Below are 20,408 nucleotides of genomic sequence, written 5' to 3'. Positions count from 1 at the left end.
AGACATGTCCGACGCACCTGTCATAGGCGTCCTGGCCCTCCAGGGCGACGTACGGGAGCACCTCATCGCCCTGGCCGCGGCCGACGCCGTGGCCAGGCCGGTCAGGCGCCCCGAGGAGCTCGCCGAGGTGGACGGCCTGGTCATCCCGGGCGGCGAGTCCACCACCATCTCCAAACTGGCCGTCCTGTTCGACGTGATGGCGCCCCTTCGCGCGCGCGTGCGCGACGGAATGCCGGTCTACGGCACCTGTGCGGGCATGATCATGCTCGCCGACAAGATCCTCGACCCGCGCTCGGGCCAGGAGACCATCGGCGGCATCGACATGATCGTGCGCCGCAACGCCTTCGGGCGGCAGAACGAGTCGTTCGAGGCCGCGGTCGACGTACGCGGGATCGACGGCGCCCCTGTAGAGGGCGTGTTCATCCGCGCGCCCTGGGTCGAATCCGTGGGTGCCGACGTCGAGGTGCTCGCCGAGCACGACGGCCACATCGTCGCGGTCCGCCAGGGCAACGCGCTCGCCACGTCGTTCCACCCGGAACTGACCGGCGACCACCGTGTGCACGCCCTGTTCGTCGACATGGTGCACGCGAACCGGGCGACCGAGTCCTAGTAGGATCTCTGGCGTTCGTTGTTGGATGGGTTACGCGAAGGAGACAGGCAGATGTCCGGCCACTCTAAATGGGCTACGACGAAGCACAAGAAGGCCGTGATCGACGCCAAGCGCGGCAAGCTCTTCGCGAAGCTCATCAAGAACATCGAGGTCGCGGCCCGCATGGGCGGGGTCGACATCGAGGGCAACCCGACTCTCTACGACGCCATCCAGAAGGCGAAGAAGCAGTCGGTCCCGAACAAGAACATCGACTCCGCGGTCAAGCGCGGCGGTGGCCTTGAGGCCGGTGGCGCCGACTACGAGACGATCATGTACGAGGGCTACGGCCCGAACGGTGTCGCGGTGCTCATCGAGTGCCTCACCGACAACCGCAACCGCGCCGCCTCCGACGTCCGCGTCGCCATGACCCGCAACGGCGGCTCGATGGCCGACCCGGGCTCGGTGTCGTACCTCTTCAACCGCAAGGGCGTCGTGATCGTCCCCAAGGGCGAGCTGACCGAGGACGACGTGCTCGGCGCGGTCCTGGACGCGGGCGCCGAGGAGGTCAACGACCTCGGCGAGTCCTTCGAGGTGCTCAGCGAGGCCACCGACCTGGTCGCCGTCCGCACCGCACTCCAGGACTCCGGGATCGACTACGACTCCGCCGAGGCCAACTTCGTCCCGACCATGCAGGTCGAGCTGGACGAGGAAGGCGCCAAGAAGATCTTCAAGCTGATCGACGCCCTTGAGGACAGCGACGACGTGCAGAACGTCTTCGCCAACTTCGACGTCAGCGACGAGGTCATGGAGAAGGTCGACGCGTAACGCCGCCGCGGGCTGAGCGGATTCGGCGGGCTGGTGGGACACGTCCTACCAGCCCGCTGCCGTTGTCAGTGGCAGCGACTAGCCTGGCGCCATCCGTAGATCACCGTCCACGGACCGCAACCATCGATTGAGGAACCACGACGGCGCTCAGCCAGGTCCGCGAGAGCGGCGGCGGTTCAGCCGCAAAGAGGGGAGGGGCGCGGTGCGCGTACTGGGGGTGGACCCCGGGCTGACCCGGTGCGGTGTCGGTGTCGTCGAGGGCGTCGCCGGGCGGCCGCTCACCATGGTCGGCGTGGGAGTGGTCCGCACGCCCGCCGACGCCGAGCTCGGCCGTCGCCTGGTCGCCATCGAGCAGGGCATCGAACAGTGGCTGGACGAGCACCGGCCCGAATTCGTCGCCGTGGAGCGGGTGTTCAGCCAGCACAACGTACGGACCGTGATGGGCACCGCCCAGGCCAGCGCCGTCGCCATGCTGTGCGCCGCCCGCCGGGGCATCCCCGTCGCCCTGCACACCCCCAGCGAGGTCAAGGCCGCCGTCACCGGCTCCGGACGCGCCGACAAGGCCCAGGTCGGCGCCATGGTCACCCGGCTGCTCCGGCTCAGCGCCCCGCCCAAGCCCGCCGACGCCGCCGACGCCCTCGCGCTCGCCATCTGCCACATCTGGCGCGCTCCCGCCCAGAACCGACTCCAGCAGGCCGTCGCCCTGCACGCAGCCAACGCAACGAAAGGCCGTACGGCATGATCGCCTTCGTCAGCGGCCCGGTCGCCGCCCTCGCCCCGGACTCCGCGGTCGTCGAGGTCGGAGGGATCGGCATCGCCGTCCAGTGCACCCCCAACACCCTGTCCGGGCTGCGCATGGGGCAACCGGCCAAGCTCGCCACCTCGATGGTCGTACGGGAGGACTCGCTCACCCTGTACGGCTTCGTGGACGACGACGAGCGCCAGGTCTTCGAGCTGCTGCAGACGGCGAGCGGGGTCGGCCCGCGGCTCGCCCAGGCGATGCTCGCCGTGCACAGTCCCGACGCGCTGCGCCGCGCGGTCGCCACGGGTGACGAGAAGGCGCTGATCGCCGTCCCCGGCATCGGCAGGAAGGGCGCCCAGAAACTGCTGCTGGAACTGAAGGACCGGCTCGGCGAGCCCATCGGCGCCCCCGCGATCGGCGCGCCGATCAGCCAGGGCTGGCGCGACCAGCTGCACGCCGCCCTGATCGGCCTGGGGTACGCGACCCGGGAGGCCGAGGAGGCCGTCACCGCCGTCGCCCCGCAGGCCGAGGCGGCGGGCGGCACCCCGCAGGTCGGCCAGCTCCTGAAGGCCGCCCTCCAGACCCTCAACCGCGCCCGCTGACCCACCACCGCTGAGGCACATCACTTATGAACTGGGACGACACGACCGACACCGGTGCCGACGCCGAGCGGCTGGTGGGCGCCGTCGCCGACCGTGAGGACCAGGCCGTCGAGGCCGCGCTGCGCCCCAAGGACCTGGGCGAGTTCATCGGCCAGGAGAAGGTCCGCGAGCAGCTCGACCTGGTGCTGCGCGCCGCACGCGCGCGTGGCGCGACCGCCGACCACGTGCTGCTCTCCGGCGCCCCCGGCCTGGGCAAGACCACCCTCTCGATGATCATCGCGGCCGAGATGGGTGCCCCCATCCGCATCACCTCGGGCCCGGCCATCCAGCACGCCGGCGACCTGGCCGCGATCCTCTCCTCCCTCCAGGAGGGCGAGGTCCTCTTCCTCGACGAGATCCACCGCATGTCGCGGCCCGCCGAGGAGATGCTGTACATGGCGATGGAGGACTTCCGGGTCGACGTCATCGTCGGCAAGGGGCCGGGTGCCACCGCCATCCCCCTCGAACTGCCGCCGTTCACGCTGGTCGGCGCCACCACGCGCGCAGGCCTGCTGCCGCCCCCGCTGCGCGACCGCTTCGGCTTCACCGCGCACATGGAGTTCTACGAGCCGCGCGAGCTGGAGCGGGTGGTGCACCGCTCGGCGCATCTGCTGGACGTCGAGATCGAGCCGGCCGGCGCCGCCGAGATCGCCGGCCGTTCGCGCGGCACGCCCCGCATCGCCAACCGGCTGCTGCGCCGGGTCCGCGACTACGCGCAGGTCAAGGCGGACGGGCTGGTCACCCGCGAGATCGCGCACGCGGCGCTCGCGGTCTACGAGGTCGACGAGCGCGGCCTGGACCGGCTGGACCGCGCCGTCCTGGAGGCGTTGCTCAAGCTGTTCGGCGGCGGCCCGGTCGGCCTGTCCACTCTCGCCGTCGCCGTGGGGGAGGAGCGCGAGACGGTCGAGGAGGTCGCCGAACCCTTCCTGGTCCGTGAGGGCCTGCTGGCCCGCACCCCGCGCGGTCGCGTCGCCACCCCCGCGGCCTGGGCCCACCTGGGCCTGACCGCCCCGCGCGGCGCGGGGGGCGGAACCGGCCAGCAGGACCTGTTCGGCACCTGACCTGGCCGTCGCGCGTCCCGGGGCCGAGCCGTTGCCGGTGAGAACGTCGGGCCGCCGTGTCCCGGGAGCGGCCGTGGGCCGGTCCCCGTCCGCGGCCCGGACAGCCGCCGCCTTCTGGGCCGGGCTCCGGCCGTAGACGTGATCGCTTCGTGACGGCGGGGCATTGGCGGGCCCAGGAACCCAGGTGCCATGCTGAACGTTGTTCCATGCGCGCGGACTCGCTTAGACTCCGCCGATGCCGCCTTTGTGGGCGGCGCCGACCACACCCCCATCATCCAGGCCGCTCACCGCCGCGGCTGCGCGAAGGAAATTCCGTCCCGTGAATAGCTTGCCTCTTCTCGTGTTCATCGTCCTCATCGCGGCCATGGTCCTGATGACGCGCTCCACCAAAAAGCGCCAGCAGCAGGCCACGCAGATGCGGAACGAGATCCAGCCCGGCAACGGGGTCCGCACCATCGGGGGCATGTACGCGACGGTCAAGGAAGTCAACGAGGACACGGTCCTCGTCGACGCCGGCCCGGGCGTCGAGCTCCTCTTCGCGAAGAACGCGATCGGCGCCATCCTCACGGACGACGAGTACAACCGCATCGTGCACGGCATCGAGCACGACCTGAAGTCCGACGCCGGCGTCGTCCCGGACGACGCCTCCTCCCTCACCGAGACCGACGACGAGTCCGCCGACGCTGCCGCCGCCTCCGACGACAAGGCCGTCGACCTCGGGAAGAAGGACGCCGCCGAGAGCGAGACCGAGGACACGGAGGACAAGACCGACGGACCGGCCGAGGAGGCCGCGGCCGCCGAGGCGAAGGCCGACGAAGGGCCGAAGAAGACCGACGGCGACACCGACGCGAAGTAGCCGTGCCCCGGGGAGCGGTGCGCGCATGACACGCGCACCTCGCACCCCGGGCGCGTCTGTTTCCCGCACGGGATCCCGACACCATGTCATGGCCGACCGCACCGACCAGGCGTGCGGCGGCCCGAGAGGGAGTACAAGAAGGTGGCAGCACCTAAGAGGGGCCGGAGCGCGAGCGCCCAGAGCAAGCCAGGGCGCTCGCTGGCCCTCATCCTGATCGCCATCGTGGCGCTCACCGGCGGAATGTTCGCCTCCGGAGACACCACTCCGCGTCTCGGTATCGACCTGGCCGGTGGTACGAGCATCACGCTGCAGGCGAAGAACGAGCCGGGCCAGCCCAACGCGATCAACAAGACCAACATGAACACCGCGGTCGAGATCATGAACCGCCGTGTCAACGGTCTGGGCGTGTCGGAAACGGAGGTCCAGACCCAGGGCACCAGCAACATCATCGTCAACATCCCCAAGGGCACCAACTCCGCAGAGGCCCGCCAGCAGGTCGGCACCACCGCGAAGCTGTACTTCCGCCCGGTCCTGGCCCAGGAGGCCAGCGCCGGCACCGCGGCGACCGCCTCCCCGAGCGCGTCCGCCGGCGGCAGCTCCAGCGCCTCCCCGAGCGCCTCCCCGTCGAGCAGCGCGTCGGCGTCCGAGAAGGCGACCGGGTCGTCCTCCGCCTCGCCGTCGTCCTCGGCCACCTCGCAGGGCCGTGCGGTCACCGACGCCCTGAAGGCCGGTTCCACGCCCTCCTCCTCGGCGTCCGCCTCCTCGTCGGCGAGCCCCTCCGCCACCTCCTCGGCCGACGCGAGCGCCTCCGCCGCGGCCTCGAAGCTGGAGGCCCAGTACACCGCTCTGGACTGCTCCAAGGCCACACAGCGCGCCACCGCCGGCAAGAACGCCAAGCCGACCGACACCACCGTGGCCTGCGGCCAGATCTCCGGTGTCTGGTACAAGTACGTGCTCGGCCCGGCCCGCGTCGACGGCACCGATGTCAAGAAGGCCCAGGCCGTCTACGACACGCAGAGCGCCGCCGGCTGGCAGGTCCAGATGTCCTTCACCGGCAGCGGAGCCAAGAAGTTCGCGGACGTCACCGCCGAGCTCGCCAAGAACACCTCCCAGCCGACGAACGAGTTCGGCATCGTCCTCGACGGCGAGGTCGTCTCCAGCCCGACCGTGAGCCAGTCGATCACCGGCGGCCAGGCGGAGATCTCCGGCAGCTTCACCCAGGAAGAGGCCCAGAGCCTCTCCAACATGCTGTCCTACGGCGCGCTCCCGCTCTCCTTCAGGACGGAGAGCGTCACCACCGTCACCGCCGCTCTCGGCGGCCAGCAGCTGCACGCCGGTCTGCTGGCAGGTGCCATCGGTCTCGCGCTGGTCATCATCTACCTGGTGGCCTTCTACCGCGGTCTGTCGCTCGTCGCGATCCCCTCGCTGCTGGTGTCCGCGATCCTCACCTACACGATCATGTCGCTGCTCGGCCCCACGATCCACTTCGCGCTGAACCTGCCGGCCGTCTGCGGTGCGATCGTCGCGATCGGCATCACGGCGGACTCGTTCATCGTGTTCTTCGAACGCATCCGGGACGAGATCCGCGAGGGCCGCACGCTGCGTCCCGCCGTCGAGCGGGCCTGGCCGCGCGCCCGGCGCACCATCCTGGTCTCCGACTTCGTGTCGTTCCTGGCCGCCGCCGTGCTGTTCATCGTGACCGTCGGCAAGGTCCAGGGCTTCGCGTTCACCCTCGGTCTGACCACCGTGCTCGACGTGGTCGTCGTCTTCTTCTTCACCAAGCCTCTGATGACGCTCCTCGCCCGGCGTAAGTTCTTCGCGAGCGGCCACAAGTGGTCCGGCCTCGACCCGAAGGGTCTGGGCGCCAAGGCCCCGCTGCGCCGTACCCGCCGTCCCGCCGGCCCCGCCGCCGGCCCTGTCGACCCGAAGGAAGCGTGAGCGATGTCGAAACTCGGCAACCTCGGCGCCCGACTCCACCGCGGCGAGATCAGCTACGACTTCGTCGGCAAGCGCAAGATCTGGTACGGCGTCTCCATCCTGATCACCATCACGGCCATCGTCGGCCTGGCGGTGCGCGGCCTGAACATGGGCATCGACTTCCAGGGCGGCGCCGTCTTCACCACCTCCAAGACCAGCGTCTCGGTGGCCCAGGCGGAGACCTACGCGAAGGACGCCTCGGGCCACGACGCGGTCGTGCAGAAGCTCGGCACGGGCGGTCTGCGCATCCAGATCGCCGGCATGGACACCGAGAAGTCGGACGCGACCAAGGCCAAGCTGGCCAAGGACATGAAGGTGGACCCCGAGTCCATCAACTCCGACCTGGTCGGCCCGAGCTGGGGTGACGAGATCGCCAACAAGGCCTGGGAGGGCCTCGGCATCTTCATGGTCCTCGTGGTGATCTACCTGGCGATCGCCTTCGAGTGGCGGATGGCGCTCGCGGCCCTGGTCGCGCTGATCCACGACATCACCATCACGACCGGTATCTACGCACTGGTCGGTTTCGAGGTCACGCCCGGTACGGTCATCGGTCTGCTGACGATCCTCGGTTACTCGCTCTACGACACGGTCGTCGTCTTCGACAGCCTCAAGGAGCAGACGAAGGACATCACCAAGCAGACCCGCTTCACCTACAGCGACATCGCCAACCACTCGATCAACGGCACCCTGGTCCGTTCGATCAACACCACGGTCGTGGCGCTGCTGCCGGTCGCGGGTCTGCTGTTCATCGGTGGCGGCTTCCTCGGCGCGGGCACGCTCAACGACATCTCGCTGTCGCTGTTCGTCGGTCTCGCCGCCGGTGCCTACTCCTCGATCTTCATCGCGACGCCGCTCGTCGCCGACCTCAAGGAGGCCGAGCCGCAGATGAAGGCGCTGAAGAAGCGCGTCCTCGCCAAGCGTGCCCAGACCGCCGCCGAGGAGGAGATGGCCGAGGCCCGGGTCGGTGGCTCCGAGGACCCCGAGGACGCCGCTCCGGCCGTCGTCGGCCCGCGCAACCAGCCCGCGTCCCGTAACCGGGGCGGTCGCGGCCGGCCGTCGGGGAAGCGCCGGTGACCGACATCAAGGAACTGCTGCTCAGCCGTATACGGGACGTCGAGGACTATCCGGAGCAGGGCGTGATGTTCAAGGACATCACCCCGCTCCTGGCGGACCCGGTCGCGTTCACCGCGCTCACCGACGCGCTCGCGGAGATCGCCGTCAACACCGGTGCCACCAAGGTGGTCGGCCTGGAGGCCCGGGGCTTCATCCTGGGCGCCCCGGTCGCCGTCCGCGCCGGCCTGGGCTTCATCCCGGTCCGCAAGGCGGGCAAGCTCCCCGGAGCCACCCTCCGCCAGGCCTACGAGCTGGAGTACGGCTCCGCCGAGATCGAGGTGCACGCCGAGGACCTGTCCGCGGCCGACCGCGTCCTGGTCGTCGACGACGTCCTGGCCACCGGCGGTACCGCGGAGGCCTCCCTCCAGCTCATCCGCCGGGCGGGCGCCGAGGTCGCGGGCCTCGCCGTCCTCATGGAACTGGGCTTCCTGGGCGGCCGCGGCCGCCTGGAACCGGCCCTCAAGGGCGCCCCTCTGGAGGCCCTGCTCGCCGTCTGAGCGGAACTTCCGGAACGACGCAGCCCCGAGTGCGCTTTTATCGCGCACTCGGGGCTGCGTCGTTCTGCTCCGTGCTCGTTTATGCCGTGCGGCTGAATGTCACATCAGCAAAAGCAGCGATCAGCAGTTCTCGATGTCCTGGGAAAGGATGGTGCCGGGCTCCTTGAGGTGACCCTTCTCATCGCCCGCGGCGGTGATGCGGTGCAGGTTGTTCTCCTGGCCGTCCTTCCACCACACGCACAGGTGCTGAGTCGTGCTGCAGGTGTTGTGGTAGTAGATGGTGGTCGTGCTGGTCCCGTCGGCCCAGGACCAGTTGAAGCACGTCACGCTGCCTCGGTGGGTGGACATCGGGGCCGCGGTCGCCGCCTGCGCCGGAAGCGCGAAAGCCGCACTCAGGCCCACCGCCAGGGCCGCCGCAGCCATTGTCTTTCCGAGTATCTTCATGCTCTGTCCCGTTTCTTTTTCTTTGAAGCGGAAATTGGTCAGTACTTCCGCTTCTGGTCGAAGTTGATCTTATGTGGCCCCTGATCTTCGAGTCAACGGAATTAATGATCTCGGTTTATCGATCCAGTTCAACTGGCGACTTCTTGGGAAAAGAGCAAATTTCACATACGGTCGATCGGGTTCCGTGGATTCCCGCCCGGGCGGCCGTTCGGACGGGCTCCGCACGTTCGGCGGCGGCCGGATCGCTACCATGGTTGTCCGGGGCCTGACTGGGGGACCCGGATCGCGCACGAGGAGTCCTCTTGCCAGACGAGGCCCAGCACCTGACCGCCGCCAAGCCCGAGTCCGCCTCGGCGGCCGTGGCCAAGCCCGCGCCGAGCGCGCCGCACGCGAAGAACGACGCCCGCGGGCCGGTCGAGCACGCCCAGTCCGCGCCCGCCGACAAGTCGGCCGAGCAGTCGCGTCCCAAGCCGGCCCCGCCCGAGCGCCCCGCGCCGGCCCCCGTGGTCCGTCCCACCGCCGGCCAGGCCGCCCGCTCGGGCTCCTCCAACCGCGTCCGCGCCCGCCTCGCCCGCCTCGGTGTGCAGCGCGCCAACCCGTACAACCCGGTGCTGGAGCCGCTGCTGCGCATAGTCCGCAGCAACGACCCCAAGATCGAGAACGCCACCCTGCGCCAGATCGAGCGCGCCTACCAGGTCGCCGAGCGCTGGCACCGCGGCCAGAAGCGCAAGAGCGGCGACCCGTACATCACGCATCCCCTCGCGGTGACCACCATCCTCGCCGAGCTGGGCATGGACCCGGCGACCCTGATGGCGGGCCTCCTGCACGACACCGTCGAGGACACCGAGTACGGCCTGGAGGACCTGCGCCGCGACTTCGGTGACGTGGTCGCGCTGCTCGTCGACGGCGTGACCAAGCTGGACAAGGTCAAGTTCGGCGAGGCCGCGCAGGCCGAGACCGTGCGCAAGATGGTCGTCGCCATGGCCAAGGACCCGCGCGTCCTGGTCATCAAGCTCGCCGACCGCCTGCACAACATGCGCACCATGCGCTACCTCAAGCGCGAGAAGCAGGAGAAGAAGGCGCGCGAGACGCTCGAAATCTACGCGCCGCTCGCTCACCGGCTGGGCATGAACACCATCAAGTGGGAACTGGAGGACCTCGCCTTCGCGATCCTCTACCCCAAGATGTACGACGAGATCGTCCGGCTGGTCGCCGAACGCGCCCCCAAGCGCGACGAGTACCTCGCCATAGTGACCGACGAGGTCCAGTCCGACCTGCGCGCCGCCCGCATCAAGGCGACCGTCACCGGCCGCCCGAAGCACTACTACAGCGTCTACCAGAAGATGATCGTCCGCGGCCGGGACTTCGCGGAGATCTACGACCTGGTGGGCATCCGCGTCCTGGTGGACACCGTCCGCGACTGCTACGCGGCCCTGGGCACCGTCCACGCCCGCTGGAACCCGGTTCCGGGGCGGTTCAAGGACTACATCGCGATGCCCAAGTTCAACATGTACCAGTCGCTGCACACGACGGTCATCGGCCCCAACGGCAAGCCGGTCGAACTCCAGATCCGTACCTTCGACATGCACCGCCGCGCCGAGTACGGCATCGCCGCGCACTGGAAGTACAAGCAGGAGGCCGTCGCCGGCGCCTCCAAGGTCCGCACCGACGTGCCGAAGTCGTCCGGCAAGGGCAAGGACGACCACCTCAACGACATGGCGTGGCTGCGCCAGTTGCTGGACTGGCAGAAGGAGACCGAGGACCCCAGTGAGTTCCTGGAGTCCCTGCGCTTCGACCTGTCCCGCAACGAGGTCTTCGTCTTCACGCCCAAGGGCGACGTCATAGCGCTCCCGGCGGGGGCCACCCCCGTCGACTTCGCGTACGCGGTCCACACCGAGGTCGGTCACCGGACGATAGGCGCCAGGGTCAACGGCCGTCTCGTGCCGCTCGAATCGACCCTGGACAACGGCGACCTCGTCGAGGTCTTCACCTCCAAGGCGACCGGCGCCGGACCCTCCCGCGACTGGCTCGGCTTCGTCAAGTCCCCGCGCGCCCGCAACAAGATCCGGGGCTGGTTCTCCAAGGAGCGCCGGGACGAGGCGATCGAGCAGGGCAAGGACGCCATCGTCCGCGCGATGCGCAAGCAGAACCTGCCGATCCAGCGCATCCTCACCGGCGACTCGCTGGTCACGCTGGCGCACGAGATGCGCTACCCGGACATCTCCTCGCTGTACGCGGCGATCGGCGAGGGCCATGTGGCCGCGCAGAACGTCGTCCAGAAGCTGGTGCAGGCGCTCGGCGGCGAGGAGGCGGCCACCGAGGAGATCGACGAGGCGGTCCCGCCGTCCCGCACCCGCGGCCGCAAGCGGCGCAGCAACCAGGACCCCGGTGTGGTCGTGAAGGGCGTCGACGACGTCTGGGTCAAGCTGGCCCGCTGCTGCACGCCCGTGCCCGGTGACCCGATCATCGGCTTCGTCACGCGCGGTAGCGGTGTATCGGTTCACCGCAGCGACTGCGTCAACGTCGAGTCACTGTCCCGCGAACCCGAGCGCATCCTCGACGTCGAGTGGGCGCCCACCCAGTCCTCGGTCTTCCTGGTGGCCATCCAGGTCGAGGCCCTGGACCGCTCCCGGCTGCTCTCGGACGTCACCCGCGTCCTGTCCGACCAGCACGTCAACATCCTCTCCGCGGCCGTCCAGACCTCCCGGGACCGGGTGGCCACCTCCCGCTTCACCTTCGAGATGGGCGACCCCAAGCACCTGGGCCACGTCCTGAAGGCCGTACGGGGCGTGGAGGGCGTGTACGACGTCTACCGGGTCACCTCGGCGCGCAACCGGTCCTAGAAGGCCGCGAGATACGACGAGAGGGGCCCCGTACGTCGCGTACGGGGCCCCTCTCGGTGTCGGTGGGAGGCCTAGCCGCCGAACTCCTGCAGGCCCTTCAGAGCCTGGTCCAGGAGCGCCTGCCGGCCCTCCAGCTCGCGCTCCAGCTTCTCCGCCTTCGACGTGTTGCCCTGGGCGCGGGCCTGTTCGATCTGCGTCCTCAGCTTGTCCACCGCGGCCTGCAGCTGGCCGGTCAGACCCGCGGCACGCGCGCGCGCCTCCGGGTTGGTCCGGCGCCACTCGGTCTCCTCGGCCTCCTGGATGGCCCGGTCGACGGTGTGCATCCGGCCCTCGACCTTCGGACGCGCATCGCGCGGCACGTGGCCGATGGCCTCCCACCGCTCGTTGATCGAACGGAAGGCGGACCGCGCTGCCTTCAGGTCGCTGATCGGCAGGAGCTTCTCGGCCTCGGCCGCCAGCTCCTCCTTCAGCTTCAGGTTCTCGGTCTGCTCCGCGTCCCGCTCGGCGAAGGCGGACCCGCGCGCCGCGAAGAACACGTCCTGGGCGCCGCGGAAGCGGTTCCACAGGTCGTCCTCGTGCTCGCGCTGGGCGCGGCCGGCGGCCTTCCACTCGGCCATCAGCTCGCGGTAGCGCGCGGCCGTCGGACCCCAGTCCGTCGAGTCCGACAGCGACTCGGCCTCGGCGACCAGCTTCTCCTTGGCCTTGCGGGCGTCCTCGCGCTGGGCGTCGAGCTGCGCGAAGTGCGCCTTGCGGCGCTTGGAGAACGCCGACCGGGCGTGCGAGAAGCGGTGCCACAGCTCGTCGTCCGACTTGCGGTCGAGCCGCGGCAGGCCCTTCCAGGTGTCCACCAGGGACCGCAGCCGCTCACCGGCCGCCCGCCACTGGTCGGACTGGGCCAGCTGCTCCGCCTCGACGACCAGGTCCTCCTTGGCCTGACGGGCCTCGTCGGACTGCTTGGCGCGCTGCGCCCGGCGCTCCTCGCGGCGCGACTCCACGGTCTTCACCAGGTCGCCGAGCCGGGTGCGCAGTGCCTCCAGATCACCGACCGCGTGGTGCGCCTCCACCTGCTCGCGCAGGTGGTCGATGGCGGCCTGGGCGTCCTTCGCGGACAGGTCGGTGGTCTGTACTCGCTTTTCGAGGAGGCCGATCTCGACAACCAGGCCCTCGTACTTGCGCTCGAAGTAGGCCAGCGCCTCCTCAGGGGAGCCGGCCTGCCAGGAACCGACGACCTGCTCGCCGTCGGCCGTACGCACGTACACGGTCCCCGTCTCGTCGACGCGGCCCCACGGGTCGCTGCTCACAGCGCCTCCTCCACATGATGCCCGCGAGGGGCCTCAGCGCCCCCGGGCATCGTCCACAGTTTCGTCACGGCCAACATAGGCGACCGGCGGGTTGCCTGTCCGCATCCCGCGCGACCGAAATTTCGCAGTTGGTGGTCAGGATTTGGCGACCGTGGCCTTGTTGATCACGACCGTCGCGTTGGGGGCTCCGTCACCCTGGCCGGTGCTCTCACCCGCGGCGGCGATCTTCTTGAGGATCTTCAGTCCGGCCGCGTCGACCGTGCCGAACGGGGTGTAGCTGGCCGGCAACTGGCTGTCCTGGTAGACCAGGAAGAACTGGCTGCCACCGGTGTGCTTCTGGCCCGTGTTGGCCATCGCGACCGTACCCGCCGGGTAGACACCGCCCTTCAGGCTTTTGTCCTTCAGGTTCTCGTCAGGAATCGTGTACCCGGGGCCGCCGCTTCCGGTCCCCGTCGGGTCGCCGCACTGCAGCACGTAGATGCCGTTGGTGGTGAGCCGGTGGCACTTGCTGTGGTCGAAGTAGCCCTTCGACGCGAGGAAGTCGAACGAGTTCACGGTGTGCGGGGCCGCCGACGTCTTCAGCGCGATGCCGATGTCACCGCAGGTCGTCGACAGCGTCATCGTGTACTTCGCCGACGTGTCGATCGTCATCGCCGGCTCCTTCTTCCAGCTCATCTTCTTCACCGAGCCGGCGGCGGCCTTCTCACACGGGTCCGGCGCCTTGCTGGCGCTGGGCGAGGCGCTGGGCGTCGTCTCCGAGCCGGCGTTCGCCTTGTCGTCGTTCTTCAGCACGCCGGTCGTGTACAGCGCGACGCTGCCGATCACGATCACGCCGAGCACTGATGCGATCACGGAGTTGCGCATGCGTGCCTTGCGCCGTGCGCTGGTACGCCGCTGCTGCTGCCGCAAGAACTTCTCCCGGGCGAGCTGACGCCGCCGCTGCTCCTGGCTGACCACCGGGTTCTCTCCTCATGCGTGTCGTGTGCCGACCGGTACGCGTGCGTCCTGTGCGCTGTGTGAGCCGACCGCTGCGTGTAGCCCCGTACCGTATATGGGTTCGCTGAGGAAACGGCAGCGCCGGTAGGCTCTGGACCACAGCTTGTAGCCACCCGAATCGACACAACGAAGGACGATCGTGCTCATTGCCGGGTTCCCCGCCGGGGCCTGGGGGACGAACTGTTATCTCGTCGCCCCCGCCGCCGGTGAGGAGTGCGTGATCATCGACCCCGGCCACCAGGCCGCCGAAGGCGTCGAGGAAGCACTGAAGAAGCATCGGCTCAAGCCCGTCGCCGTCGTCCTCACCCACGGCCACATCGACCACGTGGCCTCGGTCGTCTTCGTGTGCGGAGCGCATGACGTACCGGCCTGGATCCACCCCGAGGACCGGTACATGATGAACGACCCCGGAAAGGGCATCGGCCGGTCCATCGGCATGCCGCTGCTGGGCGAGCTGACGGTGGGGGAGCCGGACGAGGTGCGCGAGCTGACCGACGGCTCGAAGCTCGCGCTCGCCGGGCTCGAATTCTCCGTCGCGCACGCGCCGGGCCATACCAAGGGGTCGGTGACCTTCCAGATGCCTCGGACGGCCGAGATTCCCTCGGTCTTCTTCTCGGGCGATCTGCTCTTCGCCGGCTCCATCGGACGCACGGACCTGCCGGGTGGCTCCATGGACGACATGCTGGCCTCGCTGGCCCGTGTCTGCCTGCCGCTCGACGACTCCACCGTGGTGCTCTCCGGCCACGGCCCCCAGACGACCATCGGCCAGGAGCGCGCCACCAACCCCTATCTGCGGCAGGTGGCCGCCGACGGCCAGGGAGCGCCCGAGGCTCCCCGACGAGGAATGTGACGAGAGACCTTCCGTGAGCACCTTTCAGGCCCCCAAGGGCACGTACGACCTGATCCCGCCCCGTTCCGCGAAGTTCCTCGCGGTGCGCGAGGCGATCGCCGGACCGTTGCGGAACTCCGGCTACGGCTACATCGAGACGCCCGGCTTCGAGAACGTCGAGCTCTTCGCACGCGGTGTCGGAGAGTCGACCGACATCGTGACCAAGGAGATGTACGCCTTCGAGACCAAGGGCGGAGACAGGCTGGCCCTGCGGCCGGAGGGCACCGCCTCGGTCCTGCGCGCCGCTCTTGAGGCGAACCTGCACCGGCAGGGCAACCTCCCGGTCAAGCTCTGGTACTCCGGCTCGTACTACCGGTACGAGCAGCCGCAGGCGGGCCGTTACCGGCACTTCTCCCAGGTCGGTGCCGAGGCGATCGGTGCGGAGGACCCGGCGCTGGACGCCGAGCTGATCATCCTGGCCGACCAGGCGTACCGCTCGCTGGGCCTGAGCAACTTCCGCATCCTGCTCAACAGCCTGGGCGACAAGGAGTGCCGCCCGGTGTACCGCGCCGCGCTCCAGGACTTCCTGCGCGGCCTGGACCTGGACGAGGACACCCTGCGCCGGGCCGAGATCAACCCCCTCCGTGTCCTGGACGACAAGCGCGAGTCGGTCCAGAAGCAGCTGGGCGACGCGCCCCTCCTCCGTGACTACCTCTGTGACGCCTGCAAGGCGTACCACGAGGAGGTCCGCGAGCTGGTGACGGCCGCGGGCGTCACCTTCGAGGACGACCCGAAGCTGGTCCGCGGCCTCGACTACTACACCCGCACCACGTTCGAGTTCGTCCACGACGGCCTGGGCTCCCAGTCCGCGGTGGGCGGCGGCGGCCGCTACGACGGCCTCTCCGAGATGATCGGCGGCCCCGCGCTCCCGTCCGTCGGCTGGGCGCTGGGTGTCGACCGCACGGTGCTGGCCCTGGAGGCGGAGGGCGTCGAACTCGACATCCCGTCCGCGACCAGCGTCTTCGCCGTGCCGCTCGGCGAGGAGGCGCGTCGCGTGCTCTTCGCGAAGGTCACCGAGCTGCGCCGGGTGGGCGTCGCGGCGGACTTCTCCTACGGCTCCAAGGGGCTCAAGGGCGCCATGAAGAACGCCAACCGCAGCGGCGCCCGCTACGCGATCGTCGCCGGCGAGCGGGACCTCGCCGAGGGCGTCGTCCAGCTCAAGGACATGGAGTCCGGTGAGCAGACCGCGGTGGGCGTGAACGAGATCGTGGCGGAGCTGGAGTCCCGCCTGGGCTGAGGCGCTGCCGAGGGGCGGCGGGGGTTCATCGCCCCCGCCGCCCCCACCCGTCTTGGTCGGGTGGGCGAGGCGTCAGTCCAGCAGCCCCAGCCTCATCGCGGACGTGACCGCGGCCGTCCGGTCGTCCACGCCGAGCTTGGCGAACGCCCGCAGCAGGTGGGTCTTCACCGTCGATTCGCCGATGAAGAGCCGGCGCCCGATCTCCGCATTCGTGCACCCCTCCGCCACCAGGCGCAGTACCGCCACCTCTCGCTCCGACAACCTCGGCCGCTCCGGCCGGACCCGGAGCTGGTCCACCAGTCTCGCCGCCACCGACGGCGCCAGCACGGTCTCGCCCCGCGCAGCGGCCCTCACGGCGTCCGCCAGTTCGCCACGGGGCAGATCCTTCAGCAGGTAGCCCGCCGCGCCCGCCTCCACCGCCCGCAGGATGTCCCGGTCGTTCTCGTACGTCGTCAGCACCACCACCCGGCAGCGCAGTCCGGCCTCGGCCATGCGGACGATCGAGTCGACGCCCCCGCCGCCCGGCATCCGGAGGTCCATCAGCACGATGTCGGGGCGGAGTTGCGCCGCCAGCGCCTCCGCCTGCGGCCCGTCGGACGCGTCGGCCACCACCTCCAGGTCCGGCTCGGCGCTCAGCATCGCGCGCAACCCCTCGCGGACGACGGGATGGTCGTCGGCGAGCACGATCCGGATCACCGCGGATCACCTCCCACGGGGAGTCGTACCGTCACCGTCGTACCGGCCCCCGGCGCGCTGCGCACGGTGGCCGTCCCGCCCGCCTCGGCCGCCCGGGCCCGCAGCCCCGCCAGGCCGTAGCCGGAACACACGGCCGCCGGGTCGAACCCGCGGCCGTCGTCGTGGACGGCGACGGTGAGGCCGTCGGCGTCGTAGCACAGCCGGATGCCCACCGAGACCGAACCCCCCGCGTGCTTACGGGCGTTGGTCAGGGCCTCCTGGCACGAGCGGAGGGCGACCACCTCCGCCCCGGCGGGCAGCGGCCGTACCGGGCCGGTCACGTCCAGGCCGGCCGCCCCGTGCCGGTCCACCAGCCGGCGCAGCGCGTCCGGCAGCGAGGCGCCGTCCAGATCGGCGGGGGTGCCGCCGGCGACGAGCGCACGGGCCTCGGCGAGGTTCTGCCGGGCCGTCTCGTCCATCAGTGCCAGGTGGCGGCGGGCCTGCGGCAGGTCGTGGTCGAGCTCCGCCTCCACCGCCTGGATCAGCATCAGCAGGCTGGTGAACCCCTGGGCGAGGGTGTCGTGGATCTCGCGTGCCATCCGCTCCCGCTCCGTGAGCGCGCCGTGCGCCGCCGAGAGCCGGGAGATCTCGTGCCGGCTGGCGTCCAGCTCCGCGATCAGCTCGGCCCGTTCCTCGCTCTGCTCGATGATGCGGATGATCCAGCTGCCGATCACGACCGAGAAGACCAGACTCACGAGGGAGGTCAGGGAGTTGGCGAACAGGTCGGGGAGCGTCGGCCGCCACAGCACCGCCCAGCCCGCCACCGGAGCCAGGTTGATCACGGTGACCGCGACCAGCGCCCGGCGCCTGCGCAGGGTCATGAAGCACTGGGGGACCAGCGCGAACGACATCAGCCGGGCCTCGGGGACCAGCACCGCGGACGGCAGGAACAGCACCATCGCCCCGACGAGATAGCGCACCCCCGGCCGCTCGTCCGGTGCCTCCTGCTGGATCAGCGCCCGCCCGACCATCGCGTACCAGGGCACCAGCGGCACCAGCAGCACCGCGGCCAGCCGCTCCGGCCACCGCAGGTGCTCCGCACCGAGCACGAAGGCGAGGGTCGCCGCCCACGCGACCGCGAAGTACCCGTCCCAGAGCCGGATCGTGCGGTCCCAGGCGTGCGCGTCGCGCGCCGCGCCCCGGCCGCTCATCCGTCGCGCCGGTTCTTCCACCGGAAGGTCAGCAGACACAGCGCCAATCCTCCGACGCACCAGGCGGCCAGCACCAGGGCGATCCGCCCGAACTCCCAGTCACCCGCCTGCTCCAGGACCTTCGCCGAGTCCGGCAGGAACACCCCGCGCAGCCCCTGGCACAGCCACTTCAGCGGGAACAGGGCGCCGACGTCCAGCATCCAGCCGGGGATCGTGTCCACCGAGATGTAGACCCCGGAGATGAACTGCAGGACCAGGAAGGGGAGTACGACGACCGAGCTGGCGCTCTTCGCCGACTTCGGCACCGAGCTGATCGCGATGCCGAGCAGCGCGCACCCGGTCAGCCCCAGCACGAAGATCCACGCGAAGTCCAGCCAGCGCCCGGCGTCCGACGGGAGTGAGACGTCGTAGAGGGTCGTGCCGACGGCGAGCAGGATCGCTGTCTCCAGCACGCCCGTGAAGAGAACGAGCCAGATCTTGCCCAGGAAGTACGCGGACGGCGGCATCGGCGTGCCGCGCAGCCGGCGCAGCACCTTCTCGTCGCGTTCCACCGCGATCGAGATGCCCAGCGACTGGAAGCTGGTGGACATGATCCCGGAGGCCATCATGGCGGGCACGTAGAGCTGCGAGGCGGTGACACCGCTGCCCCGGACGTCGTCGTGGAAGATCGACGCGAACAGGAAGAGGAAGACGACCGGGAAGGCGAAGGTGAAGACCACCTGGTCGCGCTGGCGGAAGAACTGCCTGATCTCCAGGGCGCCCCGGCGCAGGCCCAGGGTCCAGGCGCCGGGCAGGCGCCCTTCCTTGCCGCGGGCCCGCACGGACCCGGCGGTCGTCGTGGTCATCGTGTGGTCTCCTGTCCGGTCAGGCGGAGGTAGACGTCCTCCAGGGTGGGGCGGTTCACTCGCAGCCCCGGTATCTCGCCGTCGAAGCGGCGCATCAGCTCGGCGACCGTCCTGGTCGGTGTCTCGGTGTGCTCCGACCGCGCCGCGCCGTCGGGTTCGGTCCACTCGACGGTGGCGCCGGTGCCGAACCGGTCCCGCAGCGCCTGCGGCTCGCCCTCGGCGACCACCCGGCCCCGGGCGACGATCGCCAGCCGGTCCGCCAGCGCCTCGGCCTCCTCCAGGTAGTGGGTGGTGAGCAGGATCGTCGTGCCCTCGTCCGCGAGCAGCCGGATCAGGTCCCAGAACCGGCGCCGGGCCGCCGGGTCGAAACCGGTCGTCGGCTCGTCCAGCAACAGCAGCTCCGGGTCGCCGATCACGCCGAGCGCCACGTCCAGGCGGCGCCGCTGGCCGCCCGAGAGGGACTTGATCCGGCTGTCCGCCTTGGCCTCCAGACCGACCAGACCGATCACCTGCTCCGGGTCGCGCGGCCTCGGGTAGTAGTGCGCGAAGTGCCGCACGGTCTCGCGGACCGTCAACTCGGCGGGCGCCGATTCGTCCTGCCAGACGATGCCCACACGGGACCTCCACGCGCGCGTGCCCGTCGCCGGGTCCGCGCCCAGGACCGAGACCTCGCCCGCGTCCCGGGCGCGGTTGCCCTGGAGGATCTCCACCGTCGTGCTCTTGCCCGCCCCGTTGGGTCCCAGCAGGCCGAACACCTCGCCCCGCCGGATGCCCAGGTCGATGCCGTCGACCGCGGTCACGTCGCCGTACCGCTTGCGCAGTCCCCGGACGTCCACCGCGAGTTCGTATCCGTGTGCTGTCATGACCCCGAGCATCGGCCGGAACCTGACTCTCCGGGACGACCGTGCGTACTTCCTTATGTCCACCGAACGGTGGACAGGGCGCCTCGTGCGGCACAATGGCCCCTGCCCGAAGAAGTTCCAACTCTCAAACAGACGGAATCGGCGTGATGAGCAAGACGACAGTCAAGGACGTCTCCACCGAGCCCGAGCCCGAGCACGCCTCCGCGGCAGCGCGCACGGAGGGCGGCAGTCGCGCCTTCGCGCTGCTGCTGGTCATCACGGGCGCCGCCGGTCTGCTGGCCGCGTGGGTCATCACGATCGACAAGTTCAAGCTGCTCGAAGCCAAGGTCGAAGGCAAGACGTTCACCCCCGGGTGCAGCCTCAACCCGGTCGTCTCCTGCGGCAGCGTCATGGAGTCCAAGCAGGCGGCCGCCTTCGGCTTCCCGAACCCGATGCTCGGCCTGGTCTGCTATGGCATCGTCATCTGCGTCGGCATGAGTCTGCTGGCCCGGGCCCGCTTCCCGCGCTGGTACTGGCTGACCTTCAACTTCGGCACGCTCTTCGGTGTCGGCTTCGTCACCTGGCTGCAGTTCCAGTCCCTGTACCGGATCAACGCGCTGTGCCTGTGGTGCTCGCTGGCCTGGGTGGCCACGATCACCATGTTCTGGTACGTGACCTCGTTCAACATCCGCAAGGGTTTCCTGCCCACCCCGAACTGGCTGAAGTCGTTCTTCGGCGAGTTCACCTGGGTGGTGCCGGTCCTGCACATCGGCATCATCGGCATGCTGATCCTGACCCGCTGGTGGGACTTCTGGACCAGCTGA

Annotated in this window: 20 protein-coding genes; 13 read left to right on the top strand and 7 right to left on the bottom strand. The window is 69.9% G+C overall.

Annotation, left to right across the window (positions count from 1 at the left end; all coding sequences use genetic code 11):
* Positions 1 to 4 precede the first annotated feature (4 nt).
* The 9 genes from pdxT (at position 5) to OHB00_RS10765 (ending at position 8,301) form a co-directional block, all read left to right on the top strand.
* Entirely contained in the window at positions 5 to 610 is a 606-nt protein-coding gene (gene pdxT, locus OHB00_RS10805) for a pyridoxal 5'-phosphate synthase glutaminase subunit PdxT (RefSeq protein WP_406433646.1), read from the top strand.
* A 51-nt stretch (positions 611 to 661) separates the two neighbouring features.
* Positions 662 to 1,414 (top strand): YebC/PmpR family DNA-binding transcriptional regulator, encoded by a 753-nt coding sequence (locus tag OHB00_RS10800; RefSeq protein ID WP_406433644.1) that lies wholly within the window; start codon positions 662 to 664, stop codon positions 1,412 to 1,414.
* Between the two features lie 202 nt (positions 1,415 to 1,616).
* On the top strand, positions 1,617 to 2,156 hold the full coding sequence (gene ruvC / locus OHB00_RS10795; RefSeq protein ID WP_351704441.1) for a crossover junction endodeoxyribonuclease RuvC: 540 nt from the start codon (positions 1,617 to 1,619) through the stop codon (positions 2,154 to 2,156).
* Positions 2,153 to 2,758 carry a Holliday junction branch migration protein RuvA gene (gene ruvA, locus OHB00_RS10790; RefSeq protein ID WP_406433641.1) on the top strand — a complete coding sequence of 202 codons (606 nt, stop codon included), beginning with the start codon at positions 2,153 to 2,155 and terminating at the stop codon, positions 2,756 to 2,758. Before ruvC ends, ruvA begins: the two co-directional genes overlap by 4 nt.
* 26 nt (positions 2,759 to 2,784) lie before the next feature.
* The gene (gene ruvB, locus OHB00_RS10785; RefSeq protein ID WP_406433639.1) at positions 2,785 to 3,858 is read left to right on the top strand and encodes a Holliday junction branch migration DNA helicase RuvB; all 1,074 of its coding nucleotides are present in this window, start codon (positions 2,785 to 2,787) and stop codon (positions 3,856 to 3,858) included.
* Between the two features lie 319 nt (positions 3,859 to 4,177).
* Complete coding sequence (gene yajC / locus OHB00_RS10780; protein ID WP_406433637.1) at positions 4,178 to 4,714, top strand: preprotein translocase subunit YajC; 537 nt, start codon at positions 4,178 to 4,180, stop codon at positions 4,712 to 4,714.
* A 141-nt stretch (positions 4,715 to 4,855) separates the two neighbouring features.
* Positions 4,856 to 6,652, top strand: coding sequence for a protein translocase subunit SecD (gene secD / locus OHB00_RS10775; RefSeq protein WP_406433635.1), 1,797 nt, complete (start codon positions 4,856 to 4,858; stop codon positions 6,650 to 6,652).
* Positions 6,653 to 6,655: 3 nt separating this feature from the next.
* Positions 6,656 to 7,765 carry a protein translocase subunit SecF gene (gene secF, locus OHB00_RS10770; protein WP_406433633.1) on the top strand — a complete coding sequence of 370 codons (1,110 nt, stop codon included), beginning with the start codon at positions 6,656 to 6,658 and terminating at the stop codon, positions 7,763 to 7,765.
* Positions 7,762 to 8,301, top strand: a complete 540-nt coding sequence (locus OHB00_RS10765) for an adenine phosphoribosyltransferase (RefSeq protein WP_406433631.1) — start codon at positions 7,762 to 7,764, stop codon at positions 8,299 to 8,301. Before secF ends, OHB00_RS10765 begins: the two co-directional genes overlap by 4 nt.
* A gap of 120 nt (positions 8,302 to 8,421) precedes the next feature.
* Here OHB00_RS10765 and OHB00_RS10760 read toward each other — a convergent pair whose 3' ends face one another.
* Positions 8,422 to 8,745, bottom strand: a complete 324-nt coding sequence (locus OHB00_RS10760) for a hypothetical protein (protein ID WP_406433629.1) — start codon at positions 8,743 to 8,745, stop codon at positions 8,422 to 8,424.
* Between the two features lie 302 nt (positions 8,746 to 9,047).
* Between OHB00_RS10760 and relA the strand changes: the two genes are divergently transcribed.
* Positions 9,048 to 11,588 (top strand): GTP pyrophosphokinase, encoded by a 2,541-nt coding sequence (gene relA / locus OHB00_RS10755; protein ID WP_406433627.1) that lies wholly within the window; start codon positions 9,048 to 9,050, stop codon positions 11,586 to 11,588.
* Positions 11,589 to 11,659: 71 nt separating this feature from the next.
* Here the strand turns inward: relA and OHB00_RS10750 are convergent, their stop codons facing one another.
* A complete protein-coding gene (locus OHB00_RS10750; protein WP_406433625.1) occupies positions 11,660 to 12,889 on the bottom strand; it encodes a DUF349 domain-containing protein in 1,230 nt (409 codons plus the stop codon).
* Positions 12,890 to 13,024: 135 nt separating this feature from the next.
* Entirely contained in the window at positions 13,025 to 13,846 is an 822-nt protein-coding gene (locus OHB00_RS10745) for a peptidylprolyl isomerase (RefSeq protein ID WP_406433623.1), read from the bottom strand.
* 178 nt (positions 13,847 to 14,024) lie between these two features.
* On the opposite strand from OHB00_RS10745, the gene OHB00_RS10740 reads away from it, so the two are divergent.
* A complete protein-coding gene (locus OHB00_RS10740; protein WP_406433621.1) occupies positions 14,025 to 14,735 on the top strand; it encodes an MBL fold metallo-hydrolase in 711 nt (236 codons plus the stop codon).
* Positions 14,736 to 14,748: 13 nt separating this feature from the next.
* Entirely contained in the window at positions 14,749 to 16,011 is a 1,263-nt protein-coding gene (hisS, locus tag OHB00_RS10735) for a histidine--tRNA ligase (RefSeq protein WP_406433619.1), read from the top strand.
* A 72-nt stretch (positions 16,012 to 16,083) separates the two neighbouring features.
* On the opposite strand, the gene OHB00_RS10730 is transcribed toward hisS, so the two are convergent.
* Genes OHB00_RS10730 through OHB00_RS10715 form a run of 4 tightly spaced genes read right to left on the bottom strand, consistent with a single transcriptional unit; the run spans position 16,084 to position 19,605 of the window.
* On the bottom strand, positions 16,084 to 16,707 hold the full coding sequence (locus OHB00_RS10730) for a response regulator (protein WP_406433617.1): 624 nt from the start codon (positions 16,705 to 16,707) through the stop codon (positions 16,084 to 16,086).
* Positions 16,704 to 17,897: a sensor histidine kinase gene (locus tag OHB00_RS10725; protein ID WP_406445717.1), complete on the bottom strand. Its 1,194-nt coding sequence runs from the start codon at positions 17,895 to 17,897 to the stop codon at positions 16,704 to 16,706. The genes OHB00_RS10730 and OHB00_RS10725 overlap by 4 nt, the downstream gene beginning before the upstream one ends.
* A complete protein-coding gene (locus OHB00_RS10720) occupies positions 17,894 to 18,742 on the bottom strand; it encodes an ABC transporter permease (RefSeq protein WP_406433615.1) in 849 nt (282 codons plus the stop codon). Before OHB00_RS10720 ends, OHB00_RS10725 begins: the two co-directional genes overlap by 4 nt.
* Complete coding sequence (locus OHB00_RS10715) at positions 18,739 to 19,605, bottom strand: ABC transporter ATP-binding protein (protein WP_406433613.1); 867 nt, start codon at positions 19,603 to 19,605, stop codon at positions 18,739 to 18,741. The genes OHB00_RS10720 and OHB00_RS10715 overlap by 4 nt, the downstream gene beginning before the upstream one ends.
* A gap of 146 nt (positions 19,606 to 19,751) precedes the next feature.
* Here OHB00_RS10715 and OHB00_RS10710 point away from each other — a divergent pair, with 146 nt between their 5' ends.
* Entirely contained in the window at positions 19,752 to 20,408 is a 657-nt protein-coding gene (locus OHB00_RS10710; protein ID WP_406433611.1) for a vitamin K epoxide reductase family protein, read from the top strand.

This window comes from Streptomyces sp. NBC_00631 (assembly GCF_045206895.1).
In the GTDB taxonomy this organism is placed as follows: Bacteria; Actinomycetota; Actinomycetes; order Streptomycetales; family Streptomycetaceae; genus Streptomyces.
This window is presented reverse-complemented; position numbering and strand designations above follow the sequence as displayed.